This is a genomic window from Gluconobacter sp. OJA (assembly GCF_039638325.1).
Classification (GTDB): domain Bacteria; phylum Pseudomonadota; class Alphaproteobacteria; order Acetobacterales; family Acetobacteraceae; genus Gluconobacter; species Gluconobacter cerinus.
In genome coordinates, this window is the sequence record NZ_JBDIWI010000001.1 from 483736 (window position 1) to 496544 (window position 12809).

General features: G+C 56.6%; 10 protein-coding genes. 2 read left to right on the forward strand and 8 right to left on the reverse strand.

Going from position 1 to position 12809, the window contains the following annotated elements:
- Positions 1–23: 23 nt before the first annotated feature.
- The 7 genes from mdoH to ABDK75_RS02305 form a co-directional block, all read right to left on the reverse strand.
- Positions 24–2198, reverse strand: a complete 2175-nt coding sequence (mdoH, locus tag ABDK75_RS02275) for a glucans biosynthesis glucosyltransferase MdoH (RefSeq protein WP_346004861.1) — start codon at positions 2196–2198, stop codon at positions 24–26.
- A complete protein-coding gene (locus ABDK75_RS02280) occupies positions 2174–3721 on the reverse strand; it encodes a glucan biosynthesis protein (RefSeq protein ID WP_099211713.1) in 1548 nt (515 codons plus the stop codon). The genes mdoH and ABDK75_RS02280 overlap by 25 nt, the downstream gene beginning before the upstream one ends.
- A 168-nt stretch (positions 3722–3889) precedes the next feature.
- Complete coding sequence (gene bioD, locus ABDK75_RS02285; RefSeq protein ID WP_317215187.1) at positions 3890–4540, reverse strand: dethiobiotin synthase; 651 nt, start codon at positions 4538–4540, stop codon at positions 3890–3892.
- Positions 4537–5304 (reverse strand): methyltransferase domain-containing protein, encoded by a 768-nt coding sequence (locus tag ABDK75_RS02290; protein ID WP_346004862.1) that lies wholly within the window; start codon positions 5302–5304, stop codon positions 4537–4539. Before ABDK75_RS02290 ends, bioD begins: the two co-directional genes overlap by 4 nt.
- Positions 5297–5923 carry a biotin synthase gene (locus tag ABDK75_RS02295; RefSeq protein ID WP_346004863.1) on the reverse strand — a complete coding sequence of 209 codons (627 nt, stop codon included), beginning with the start codon at positions 5921–5923 and terminating at the stop codon, positions 5297–5299. The genes ABDK75_RS02290 and ABDK75_RS02295 overlap by 8 nt, the downstream gene beginning before the upstream one ends.
- Positions 5920–7101, reverse strand: coding sequence for an 8-amino-7-oxononanoate synthase (gene bioF / locus ABDK75_RS02300; RefSeq protein ID WP_346004864.1), 1182 nt, complete (start codon positions 7099–7101; stop codon positions 5920–5922). Before bioF ends, ABDK75_RS02295 begins: the two co-directional genes overlap by 4 nt.
- Complete coding sequence (locus ABDK75_RS02305; protein ID WP_408874419.1) at positions 7098–8450, reverse strand: adenosylmethionine--8-amino-7-oxononanoate transaminase; 1353 nt, start codon at positions 8448–8450, stop codon at positions 7098–7100. The genes bioF and ABDK75_RS02305 overlap by 4 nt, the downstream gene beginning before the upstream one ends.
- 126 nt (positions 8451–8576) lie before the next feature.
- Here ABDK75_RS02305 and ABDK75_RS02310 point away from each other — a divergent pair, with 126 nt between their 5' ends.
- Entirely contained in the window at positions 8577–8780 is a 204-nt protein-coding gene (locus ABDK75_RS02310; RefSeq protein WP_346004865.1) for a hypothetical protein, read from the forward strand.
- 6 nt (positions 8781–8786) lie between these two features.
- Here the strand turns inward: ABDK75_RS02310 and ABDK75_RS02315 are convergent, their stop codons facing one another.
- Positions 8787–10241 carry a protein adenylyltransferase SelO gene (locus ABDK75_RS02315; protein ID WP_346004866.1) on the reverse strand — a complete coding sequence of 485 codons (1455 nt, stop codon included), beginning with the start codon at positions 10239–10241 and terminating at the stop codon, positions 8787–8789.
- A gap of 343 nt (positions 10242–10584) precedes the next feature.
- Between ABDK75_RS02315 and ABDK75_RS02320 the strand changes: the two genes are divergently transcribed.
- Entirely contained in the window at positions 10585–12807 is a 2223-nt protein-coding gene (locus tag ABDK75_RS02320; protein ID WP_408870819.1) for a peptidase domain-containing ABC transporter, read from the forward strand.
- Positions 12808–12809: the final 2 nt, after the last annotated feature.

Here is a 12809-nt window from a genome sequence, read left to right on the forward strand (position 1 = left end):
TACTTTGCCAGCCACAGAGAGAGTTAGTCCGGAAGGTTCTCGACGAGTGCGACGCCTTCGGTCGTCCCGAGGACTGAGGCCTTTTCCTGCCGGGTCAGTTTGGAAAGGGCGGCCTTGATAGAGGGCGCCTCTTTCAGCTTGACCAGTCCAACCAGCAGGTTGGCATCAATCGCACTGCCAGCCTTACGGGTTGGCGGAAGTGCGCCAAGGTGAGCGTCTAAAAGTGTTCGATCCGTCCGCAGAAGGGCGAATGCCTCACTGGGCGGTTGATGAGGCGCGTGCAGGGCTTCTGTGCGCAGACGTTCGTTCTCTTCTGCAAGACGAAGAATAGGCGGGGGGGCCGTTTCTTCCTCGATCAGCAGAAATCCAGCCCGACGGAGTCCCAGTCCAACGTCGCGACTGGCTGTAACGGCCGCGAGTGGAATAGCCAGCACAAGCCCCAACAGAACCGGTGTCATCCACAGAAAGAGTGCGTGTGAAACGGACCATGCGGCTGCGGCCAGCAGAAGGCCGAACACTGTGTAAACCCAGTATCCACGTGCAACTTCACGGAGTGAAACCCGCCCGTCTTCACGGTTCTGGGCATTCCAGCCAGAATCCCGGCCCAACAGAATGGAGATAACTCCAGACGTCTGGATCAGCATGGCAATCGGCGCAATCAGGCCACCAATCAGGGTTTCCAGAATGATGGAAAGGAAGAGCCTGATAGCACCGCCGGAGCCGCGCAAGGCAGAGCGATCAAACATCATGGCGATGAACGCCAGGAACTTTGGCGCCAGAAGGATGCCCATCGTGCCGATGAACACAAACTTTGCCTGCACAGGATCGACGCGTGGCCAGTGCGGATAAAGCGTCGGCTTCGTGCCGAAATATTCCGGATGATAGAAATGCGACTGAAGGGAAATCAGGATCCCGAACAGCAGGAACAACAGCCAAAGCGGAGACATGATATAGGAACCAATGCCCGTCAGCATGTGTGTACGGCTGACCCAGTGCAGGCCTTTGGTTCCAATAATCTTGGCGTGCTGGAGGTTGCCCTGACACCAGCGCCTGTCACGAATGGCCACATCCGTCAGGGACGGGGGGCTTTCCTCATAAGACCCGAACAGGCCAGGCACCATGTGAATGGCCCAGCCGCCGCGTCGCATGAGTGCTGCTTCGACAAAGTCATGGCTGAGAATATGGCCGCCGAAGGGTGGTCGGCCTTTCAGATGGGGCAGGCCCGCTTGTTCGGCAAAAGCCCGTGTCCGGATAACGGCGTTATGGCCCCAGTAATTGCCTTCCGAGCCATGCCACCAAGCAATGCCATGGGCAATGAGTGGGCCGTATACGCGGCCTGCAAACTGCTGCATGCGGGCAAATAATGTCCGGCCGCCCACAATAACCGGAAGGGTTTGGATCAGCCCGACGCCTTCATGGTTCTCCATGGCGGAAACGACACGCACGATCAGGCTGCCGTCCATCACGCTATCAGCATCAAGGGTGAGCATCTGCTGGTACGAGTTACCAAAGCGTGTCACCCAGTCGCCCAGATTGCCTGCTTTACGATCTGTATTCTGATGGCGGCGGCGATAGAAAATGCGCCGATCGTCCCCAGTCGCCCGACGGAGGGCAAGGAAGGCACGCTCTTCCTGTAACCATACGTCCGGATTGGTCGTATCAGACAGAATGAAGAAGTCGAACGCATCAATCTGGCCGGTGGCAAGAATGCTGTCATAGATGGCCTTCAGGCCGCCCAGAACGCGTTCCGGATCTTCATTGTAAGTCGGCATCAGCACGGCAGTCCGTGCTTTGAGCACCGGAAGCGCACCATCCCGATGAATGCCGAGCCCAAGGCCTCCGCGTGTGATCAGGGAGACGAACCCACCAAGACTTGAGGTGAAGGAAAGCGCGATCCAGAAACCGAGAATAGCGAACAGAATCAGCACAATCACGCCAAGCGTAGACACGCCTAACGAGTTAAAAACCTGATTGATCCTGTAGATGCCAAACCCGGTCAGCGCCAGCGCTGACCCAAACACGAAAAGCCGTCGCAGCCAGAGTGTCTTCGGCGTCGTGTCCAGAACTCTGAAAGGGCGACCATGCCGGTCAGGCTGCTGATGGAGGTTTTGAGGCTCCATCCTGAGCGGAGCCTCATGAGGCAGGAAGGGCGCTTCGGACGGAGACATATTGGTTACGGCGTCCAACGGTACATCCATTTTTCTGAGATCGGACCCTGATCGCTTGCAAGCTGCGCCTGGAGTTCAGAGGCTTTGGCATCGCCCGGCACGAATTCAAAGGTTGTTCTCCAGCCTTTGATGTTCGGGTTTGGCTCAACCACCACATTCCGGATGGTGCCGGGTGAAGCCTGTGAAATCAGGTGGAAATGTGCGTCCTGCGGAATGTTCTGGAATGGCGCGCCCGTAAAGTCGATTACGAACATTCGTGCATCGGCGTGGTCAGTGACTGCACCGATACGGGTTCCAGCGACACGTGCCAGCGGTGTGGGCCACGGCGTATCCCAACCCCAGTACATTCGGTAGGTAAAGTTGTATTCCTGACCGGCCTTAAGAGCGTCTTTCGGACGCCAGAACGTCACGATGTTGTCGTTGACCTCATTGGGCGTCGGAATTTCGACGAGATCAACCGCTCCATCTCCCCAGTTGCCAATGGGCTCGATCCACAGGGACGGGCGCTTCTCGTAGTTGAGAGCAAGATCTTCGTAGTCATGGAAAGAGCGCTTGCGCTGCATCAGGCCAAAGCCGTGCGGGCTGCTATCCTGGAAGGCCGAAAACTGGAGGTCCGTGGGGTTGACCAGTGGACGATAGAGCTGCTGCCCAGATCCGGTCCACACCTGAAGAGCCTCGCTGTCATGGGCGGCCGGGCGCCAGTCATCGACGTGGTTATGTTCGTTGGCATCGAAATAGAACATGCCCGTGAGAGCCGCGATGCCGGACTCGGTAATATCCTGCCGGGGAAAGAGCGATGACTGCACATCAAAGACGGTTGTGTCGCCGGGGCGGATCGTGAAGCTGAAAGCTCCCGTGACGGACGGACTATCCAGAAGGGCATGAATGACAACGGACTGAACGCCAGGTTCCGGCTTTTCCAGCCAGAATTCGCGGAACAGTGCAAACTCCTCGCCTTTCGTGTTGCCAGTGCCGTTGGCGAAGCCGCGGGCGGATAAGCCGTAGTTTTGCCCCTTGGCCACCGCACGGAAATAGGATGCGCCGAGAAATACGGCACATTCTTCCATTTCGCCCGGTGTGTTGATGGCGTAGCGCAGGCGAAGACCGGCAAAGCCCAGATCATCGGTGACGCGCAGCATCGGGTTGGCGTAGCTGAACAGGTCAGGGTCGTAGGCAATCGGTGTCGACTGGCCGCCGATGACTTCATTCATCGCGATCCGGGGCTTGTAGAGAAAGCCGCGCGGGAAAAATTCGACCTCAAACGCCAGGCTCTGCCCATGCCAGAGGGCACGGTCCGGGTTGAACGTAATCCCCCGGAACTGGTCAAAATCCAGATTGGAAATGGCAGAGGGCAGACTTTGCGGAGGTGGAGCGTAAGGAGATCTGGCCAGTTTCTGCGCAATGGCGCGAACAGTTCCATTATCGAACGGAACAGTCTTTGGAGCCTGCTTGGCCGCAGGCGGCGCGGACTGGGCATAAGCGAAGCGGCCAGACGTTCCCATCAGGGACAGGCCTGCCCCAAGCTTTACCAGATCACGACGCAGGATACTCATACTTTTCCCAACAGTCCCAGTTGTGTGCCTCCCCCTGAAATCAGAGGGCGGTCTTTGATCAAGCGATACGCCGGATGCACTTCGTTGCGAAGAGACGTTCTATGATTACGCAGCTATTTCACAAGGGTCGGATGTGTTCTTTTCATGGCACATCCCAAAAAGAACACATCATTGTGAATTCTGTTGCTGCAAGACACAAAGCGGCGGTACACGGCCAGAAATTTCAGAAACGACGGTTTCATTTATGCTCTCTAGACGTGGAACGCTGAAAAGGATCCGAACGTTCCCGAAATGAGCAATGTCGCGTGCATTTCCTGGATTTTCAGGCCCGCTGAGGACGACACCCAGAACGGGAATGCCTCTGCGACGAAGCGCTTCGAGACTCAGGAGCGTATGGTTGATGGTTCCTAACCCGCTCCGCGCAACAAGAACGACGGGAAGATCCAGTCGCTGCATGAGATCAATCATCATCATGTCGCTTCGGACAGGCACCATCAGGCCGCCCGCACCCTCAACGACAAGGGGCGCTTTGACGGCGGGAAGAACAAGACGTCCGGGATTGATTGTAACGTTTTCCAGGGCGGCCGCTGCGTAGGGTGCGAGAGGGGCCTGAAGCGCATATGCCGGAGGAATAATCCGATCAGGCGGAAGGACAGCCAGAGTTTTGACGGTAGAGGTGTCGCCTGCTTCGTCAGAAAGGCCCGTTTGAAGCGGCTTCCAGTACGTCGCAGTCCAGGCTTTCGTCAGGATTGCACTGACAAGCGTCTTACCGATTTCGGTGTCCGTCCCGGTGACGAACACACCGCGAAAGCTGTTCATGGCATATCCTTCCTGAAAATTCCGATCCCCAAGGCGTAGGTGACGCTGGTGTGCTCTTTGTCAAAACAGGACATGGCGCGCCTGAGTGCGTGTACTCCCGCAGGAGTGCTTCCTTTGCCAGGGAGAGACGCGCCGATCTGCTGCAATCTGCGGAGGAATGTTCTGGCGTTTGGGACCGAGTCTTGCATGTTTGCCGTATGCCATTTACCGCGCCCTCCAGAAGGCCATTCCTGCTGAAGCGTGGGGGCGCCGGGATAGGATGGGGCGCCGCAAGGGGTGTCTGTCTTCTGGCAAGCTGAGCGCCACTCTTTCAGGCTCCCTTCAAGCAGCGTTGCAATCATCAGAGTGCCACCTGGCGCCAGTAAGCGGCAAAGACGTTCGAGCCCCTTGCTGCGGTTTTCAAACCATTGGAAGCACAGGCTCGATGCGATCAGGTCAAATGGTCCCGTCGCATCCGGGCGCTCTCCATCCATGACCTTGAAGGCGATATTTTGCCCGTGAAGGCGTGATCTGGCGCGTGCGAGCATAGTCGGCGCAAGATCGGTGGCGAGAATGGCGCTGTTAGGAAAGCTTCTGGAGAGATGCTCTGTGAGGAAACCCGTGCCACACCCGAATTCGAGAATATGGGCAGGCTGAGTCTCGGTCAGGTCAGCGACAATTCGCTCGGCCAGAAAAGCGGCGCAGCGGCGCTGGATATCTGCCGCAGCGTCATAGTCGTCCGCCTCATCAAACCGGGTGACGATCTGGCGTTTGCGCTCATCCATGCTGTTTGACCTGACGCAGCACAAAATTAGCACAGAGTTCTGGCTGTTCGAGAGGCAGAAGATGGCTGCCTTCAACCCTTTTACCCGGAACACTGAAACCTGCCTGAGCAGGAGGGAACGGATCTGACAGTCCTGTCATCCAGTGAAGCTGGTTCCCCCAGCGGGTCGCTGCATTTCGTTCATCGTTTTGAATCAGATGTTCCAGACCCTGATTCAGAACGGTCGTCGCAGGATCAGACGGAATAGGTTTGTCCGTTCCGCATCTCTGGCGGAAATCGTTCAGGACCGTTTTAGGGGAGCGTTGCAGCTGGCGCTTCATTCTTTCCAGAACGCGAAGGGGCACGCCTTCCGGAAAATCGTTGCTCTCAGAAAACCGTCCAAACCCATTGAACATGATGAGCCCCAGGCATCCGGGAAGATCCTGTCCCAACAGGTCCAGTGTTCCTGCGGAATGGCCGATCGCCAGATAAGGTCGCTCCGGTTTAGGGGCTGCGTAATGGCATCCGAAATATCCCTTATCCACGACGGACGCATTGAGATCAGGAAGGCGCTGAAGCATTGGGTCCCAGAAAGACGCGTCAAATCCCCAGCCATGAACGAGATAAAGGGAGACGGTCATAGCGTGTGCTCACATGCCAGCCGGGTAACAGCCTCGCCCAATTGAGTAATCTGTGAGTCTGTCAGTCCAGCATGCAGGGCCAGACGCAATCGTGCCGTTCCCTGAGGCACGGTTGGGGGGCGAATGGCTACGGTGAGAAAACCTTCGTTTTCCAATGCCCTGGCAACATCCAACGCTCGCTGGGATTCACCGATCAGGACCGGCACAATCTGCGTGGACGACTCTGCTGTCGAAAGACCCGCCGCGTTTAAAATTGTTCGAAGACGTTCTGCCTGACCCAGCAGGGTCTGCCGTTCACGGTCCATCGTCGGAATAATGTCCAGCGCGGCATCAATGGCCCCCAGGACAGCGGGTGGAAGGGCCGTACTATAGATAAAGCCTGAAGCGTGATTGAGCAGATAGTCACAGAGAGGCCTGGAGCCCGCGATATAAGCCCCCATTCCTCCAAGGGCCTTGCTGCATGTGCCCATTGTCAGATCAGCCAAACCGCCGGAAAGCCCATGCCCATGGGCTCCAAGAACGCCCGTGGCATGGGCCTCATCAACATACAGGAACGCATCGTAGCGATCGGCCAGAGCGCGCAGGGCGGGAATGTCTGCGCGGTCCCCATCCATGGAAAACACGCTCTCTGTAACGATCATCCGCAAGCCAGGCTTGGCGGCTTCCCGTTTGAGCAGTGTCTCAAGATGCGCAAGATCATTGTGGCGAAAACGATGCTGTCGGACGCCCGCTGCTGCGCATCCGTGATGGAGGCTGGCATGGTTCAGCCGGTCGGAAAAAACCAGCATGGGATGACCGGTCCGAGCGGTCGAAAGGGCGCACAGGGCAGGGACCACCGAGGCATTGGCTTGCCAGCCCGATGCAAAGAGCAGCGCAGCCTCGTAACCTTTAAAGCGCGCCATCTTCTGCTCGACAGCCTGATGGATTTCCAACGTTCCACTCACAAGGCGGGATGCCCGTGCCCCCGTTCCAAAGCGCAAAGCCCAGTCAGAGGCACGCTCTTTAAGCATCGGATGGTCGGCAAGACCCAGATAATCATTTGAGGACACATCAATTATGCGACGGTTGTCTCGCAGGATGGTCTGTCCGTCCCATGTAACCGGACGCAGTGTTCGCCGTGTTCCCGCAGTTTCTCGGTCGTGAAGGGCGGATGTGAAGTGGGCGTCAAACAGGCTCATGCGTTGTTCCGGAGAACAGTGACAATGCTGGCTGTCAGAAGAGACAGATCTTCCTCGCTAATCGTGAACGCTGGCGTCAGATACACAATGTTCCGGAAGGGGCGGATCCATGTCCCTTGGTTCACGAACGCGCGGCGCAGGACGTCAGGGTCTGCAATGTTTTCCAGTTCTACCACGCCGATTGCACCTAGTACGCGAACATCTTTCACGCTTGGAAGTCCGCGGCATGGTTCCAGCTCCCGTTGGAGTTGAGCTGAGATGCGAGCAACCTGTTCCAGCCTGGGTTCCTGTTCGAACAGATCCAGTGACGCATTCGCCACGGCGCAGGCCAGTGGGTTGGCCATGAATGTTGGCCCGTGCATGAGGGCCTTGCCAGCTTCTGTGGAGAGAAACGCTTCGAAAACGCCTCGTCTCGCCACGGTTGCAGCCAGAGCCATCGTCCCGCCGGTCAGGGCCTTGGAAAGGGCGATGATATCGGGGACGATTTCAGCCTGTTCACAGGCGAACATCGTTCCGGTTCGGCCAAAACCGGTAAAAATTTCATCCAGAATGAGCAGAATGCCGTATCGGTCACAAATGCTGCGAAGGCGCTGTAGAACGTCCGGGTTATGGAACAGCATTCCGCCTGCTCCCTGAACCAGCGGCTCCGTGACGATGGCGGCTACTGTATGCCCTTCGGCGTCCAGCAGGGCTTCAAGTCTGGCCGTGCTGTCATCATCAACTGGAAGATCAGCAAGGATCTGGCGGGGAAGAACGCCCGCGAAAAGGCTGTGCATGCCCTCTTCCGGGTCGCAGATGGACATCATGCCCAGCGTGTCCCCGTGATAACCGCCCCGGAAAGACAGCATCTTTGTCCGGCCATGCGTGCCACGATTGATGTGATACTGAACTGCCATTTTAACGGCGACTTCCATCGCCACCGAGCCGGAATCTGTAAAAAACGTGCGTTCAAGATCGCCGGGCAGAAGTTCAGCCAGACGTGCTGCCAGACGCCGGGCCGGCTCGTGAACCATTCCTCCGAACATCACATGAGGCATGTCGCTGGCCTGCCGAACCAGTGCCTGCTGAATGTGGGGGTGGCTATAGCCATGGCAGGCGGTCCACCAAGCGGCGACTCCATCCACGAGTTCGCGCCCGTCTGACAGCGTAATCCGGCTTCCGGACGTGCGGATGGCCTCCACAGGAAAAGGAGCCGTCTGCATCTGGGTATAGGGCAGCCAGAGATGGGGAAGGTCGGCAGCGGACCGGTTCGCCCCGGCGGATGATGATTTGCAGGACATGCCAGCGTTTTCCCGCATGGCTGGAGGCAAGTCCATCCCCTCGGTCATGATGCTGTCACAGGTTATCATAAAAAGGTCACGCTCTAACGGGAAACGATCTGGCATGAACCCCGTTATTGCAGCGCCCTGGCTGGTGTCAGTGGCGTGGAAAGATAGGTTCTTCCTGGGGCGGAAGGGCAACTGAGGTCAAGACTGATGCTGAATTCCAAGGTTATTCATGTGAACGGCGTGTTTCTGGGCACGGCCATCATGAATCGTGGGATGGATACTCTCCGGTTCTACGCAACGCATGAATGTGTGCGCGCACTCCACAACACCTGCATGCCGGATCTTCTGGCTCTGTACTGTCAGGTCAGACGCCTGTTCAACAACAGTCGCCTGACATTTCAGCCAGCCTGAATATTTTCAGGTCCCACAGAACGTATTGCGGACATGTTCGTTCGAGGCTGGTGGCAGATCGAGCCCGTCATTGGCGTCCTCGAACGGGCGAGCGAGGGCTGCGGTGAGCTGGTAGAAGAGGGTATAATCCCCAGTTAGTGCAGCTTTGATGGCTGCTTCAATCCGGTGGTTACGGGGAATAATGCGAGGATTGCTTGCCTGCATGAGCGCAAAACGCGCGTCAGCCGTTTGATCTTCCGTATCCAGTCTTCCTGTCCAGCTTTGTAGCCACGAAGTGGCAGCTTCCCTGTCTTTGAACTGAGTCAGAAAACCTGTGGCGTCGTCTGTGCGGGCCACGGTGTTCAGGTGCCGGAACGTGAGCGTAAAGTCCGCCTCGTCACGATGCATCATGGTTAAAAGACGGGAGATAAGGGTCGTATCCGTCCGACCTTCCGAGAACAGGCCGAGCTTTCGACGCCATCCGGAAAGATAAGTCTCCCCGAAAATGCTGTCGAAACGGCTCAGCGTGTCTGTCGCAAGGCTGACTGCGTGATCAGTATCCGCATCAATGCATGGCAAAAGTGCTTCTGCCAGGCGACCTAAATTCCAGAGCGCCATATCCGGCTGTTGCCCGTAGGCATACCGGCCATTCTGATCAATGAAGCTGAAGACTTTTCCGGGGTCGTAGCTATCAAGGAAGGCGCAGGGGCCAAAGTCGATCGTTTCTCCGGCAATGGACATGTTGTCGGTGTTCATGACGCCATGAATAAATCCGACCAGCATCCATTGGGCAATCAGCCGAGCCTGGCGGTCAACGACGGCATTTAAAAGCGCCAAGGCCCGGTTTGGGCTGTCTGCTAACTCAGGATAGAGCCGTTCAATGACATGATCTACGAGGAGCGTCAGGCCCTCCCGATCCTGGCGTGCAGCGAAAAACTGGAATGTCCCGACCCTGACGTGCGTAGAGGCGACCCGTGCAATTACACCCCCGGGCATAAGCGTCTCTCGAACGACGTTCTCACCTGTCGTGAGGGCTGCAAGCGCACGTGTTGTGGGAATGCCGAGTGCGGCCATGGCTTCGCTGACCAGGTATTCCCGTAACACAGGCCCCAAAGCCGCATGGCCGTCTCCCCGACGGGAAAATGGCGTAGGGCCTGATCCCTTGAGGTGCAGATCCCACACTTTGCCCTGTCTGTCCGTCAGTTCTCCGACCAGCATTGCGCGGCCGTCCCCGAGCGAAGGAACAAAATGCCCGAATTGATGCCCGGCATAGGCCATAGCAACGGGTGGCGCTCCGTCAGGGCGCTGACCCTGACTCAGGAAGGCAAGGCCATCTTTTTGGCGAAGCCAGTGAGTATCGAGCCCGAGACGTGTGGCGAGCGGTTCGTTCAGGGCAACCAGTTGCGGATTACGAAAGGGGCGAGGGGCCAATGCGCTCGAAAAGCGCTCGGGCAGGGAGGCATAATGCCGGGAGATCTGCATGCAACATCCTTGTGTGCCCGTGTGACAGAGCTTCGAGAGATAGGTTTCCTGATTGGGAAAGAAAAGAAATCAAGAAATTTTCCGGTCACTCATTGTTCGGAAAATATGGGCATCCGGATGCAAAGATGTGAGGTCACAACAGTTCAACCAACAGTTGTTGGTTTTATCTTTATGTAAACCTAAGCAGATTCGATCCGGGAGTGACTGTATTTTGTAAAGATTTTTCCGTTCGCGAAGACAGGGGGAGGTGACGGAAAAGACAGTATTCTCTATTCATGAAATATGAACGGGCATTTCTGCCTTTGATGCCGCCTGTGCGGGACCACAGCATAGAGGACGTTTCGTGGATCAAACCCAGCGCGTGTCTGGCCCCGGAAGGGACGTAAGCCCGGCAGTCATCCGACTATATGCCGCTTTGGCTGCAGCCCGGTTTCATGGGCTTGAACTCGATATCCGAGATTTTGCTGCGGAGCCTGGGGAGAACACACCGTCTCCCGCATCTCTTGCGCGCTGGCTGAACGAACAGGGCGCGGTTGCCAAGGGAATGCGTCTGAAGTGGCGCTATCTTTTGCGTCTGCAGAACTCTCCTCCTGTTGTTCTGATGTTCAAGGACGGCTCGGCCGGCCTCATGGTGGCGACAAACCCTGAAAAAGGCGTTGTCTGGCTCCGTGATCCGATGGGAGGGGATGGCGATACGCCAATCCCGGTAGATGAGCTCCGTCTGTCGCAGGTTTGGACAGGCGATGTGCTTCTCGTAAAGCGCCGTCGTGATGAATCCGAGGCTGATGCACGGTTTGATCTGCTCTGGTTTGCTAAGATGGCAATGCGAGAGAAGAAGATCCTTCGGGACATCGCCTTCGCATCCATGATCCTGAGTATTCTTCAGATCTTCCCGGCTCTGATTGTCATGCAGGTGTTGGATCGCGTCGTAAATTACCATTCCATGGCGACGCTGGTCTCGTTGTCATCTTTTGTGTTGATTCTAACGTTCTACGAAATTCTTCTGACGTATGCGCGGCGGGAACTGTCTCTTGTTCTTTCGTCCCGGCTGGACGCAAGAATTTCGCTGCACGCTTACAATCGTCTGCTTGCCCTGCCGCTTGAATTCTATGAACGCGAGCAGACGGGTGAAATCCTGGGGCGCTTCGTTGCGGTCTTCAAAGTTCGTGACTTTCTCACCGGCCAGTTGATGTCCACAATGCTGGACCTTTTCACACTGGTTGTGATTCTTCCGGTTCTTTTCCTGCTGAGTTCGACACTAGCCTGGCTGACGCTCGCTTCTGCAGGTTGTATCGGCCTGATCGTGGTTCTTTTCCTCCCCGCTGTGACGCGTGTTATGGGGCGGCAGATCCGCGCTGAGATGAGTCGTGGATCGACCCTCTATGAAACGGTCGCTGGTATTCGAACCGTCAAGACCCTTGCGCTGGAATCGACCCGTCGCGAAGAGTGGGATCAGAAAACTGCTGAGGTGGTTCGCTGGAAGCTGGCAGCGGGACGTATGTCCAACTGGCCGCAGACGCTTGTCATGCCGTTTGATGCGTTCATCAACCGTGGTGTGATCCTTGTTGGTGCGTATCTTGTGCTAACCAATGCAAGCAACATGCAGGCCGGTTCGCTGGCAGGCTTCATGATGCTGGGTGGACGTGTCGCAGCCCCTCTGGTGGGGCTGGCGAAGTTGATGGAAGCCATCAATGAAGTAACGGTCTCGCTGGTTGAGGCGGGTGCAGTGCTTAACCAGCCGACCGAAACGAAGGCTCTTACGACAGGAATGCGGCCCCGGATCAAGGGTGCCCTCTCCTTCATGGACGTCAACTTCTCCTATCCGGGCTCGACTACGAAGGCTCTGGATAATGTGGCGTTCGAAGTTCCTGCCGGCACCATGCTTGGGCTGGTGGGACGTTCAGGTTCGGGTAAATCGACCGTTACCCGTCTCTTGCAGGGTGTCAGCCGCAATTATACCGGGTATCTGCGTCTGGACGGTGTAGACCTGCGTGAAATCAATCTGACCCATCTGCGCCGTTCTTTCGGTGTGGTTCTGCAGGATAACTTCCTGTTCCGTGGAACAGTGCGTGATAACATCACAGCAGGTCGTCCTGGCCTGACGATTGACGATGTCGTTCGTGCTGCTCGCCTCGCGGGAGCAGAGGAATTTATCGAAAGAATGCCAGCCGGGTATGATACCTGGATTGAAGAAGGCTCCACCAATATCTCTGGTGGTCAGCGACAGAGACTGGCGATTGCCCGTGCTGTCATTTGTGATCCGAAACTGATGATTCTGGACGAAGCAACTTCGGCGCTCGATCCGGAATCCGAAGCGCTGGTGAATGCCAATCTTCAGCGGATTGGTAAGGGGCGCACGATGGTGATCGTTTCCCATCGCCTTTCTTCCCTTGTGAACTGCCATCAGATCGCTGTGATGGACAGAGGCAAGCTCATGGATATCGCACCGCATCATGTTCTTCTGGAACGCTGCGAAATCTATCGCACGCTCTGGATGCAGCAGAACCGTCATATGAATGCTTCGGCGTCTCCAGATGATGCAGACCAACTGGCCGAAGGAGAATAAGA

Coding starts and splice junctions, on each gene's coding strand:
- mdoH (WP_346004861.1), bottom strand. CDS start 2,198: ATGGATGTACCGTTGGACGCCGTAACCAATATGTCTCCGTCCGAAGCG.
- ABDK75_RS02280 (WP_099211713.1), bottom strand. CDS start 3,721: ATGAGTATCCTGCGTCGTGATCTGGTAAAGCTTGGGGCAGGCCTGTCC.
- bioD (WP_317215187.1), bottom strand. CDS start 4,540: ATGAACAGCTTTCGCGGTGTGTTCGTCACCGGGACGGACACCGAAATC.
- ABDK75_RS02290 (WP_346004862.1), bottom strand. CDS start 5,304: ATGGATGAGCGCAAACGCCAGATCGTCACCCGGTTTGATGAGGCGGAC.
- ABDK75_RS02295 (WP_346004863.1), bottom strand. CDS start 5,923: ATGACCGTCTCCCTTTATCTCGTTCATGGCTGGGGATTTGACGCGTCT.
- bioF (WP_346004864.1), bottom strand. CDS start 7,101: ATGAGCCTGTTTGACGCCCACTTCACATCCGCCCTTCACGACCGAGAA.
- ABDK75_RS02305 (WP_408874419.1), bottom strand. CDS start 8,450: ATGATAACCTGTGACAGCATCATGACCGAGGGGATGGACTTGCCTCCA.
- ABDK75_RS02310 (WP_346004865.1), top strand. CDS start 8,577: ATGCTGAATTCCAAGGTTATTCATGTGAACGGCGTGTTTCTGGGCACG.
- ABDK75_RS02315 (WP_346004866.1), bottom strand. CDS start 10,241: ATGCAGATCTCCCGGCATTATGCCTCCCTGCCCGAGCGCTTTTCGAGC.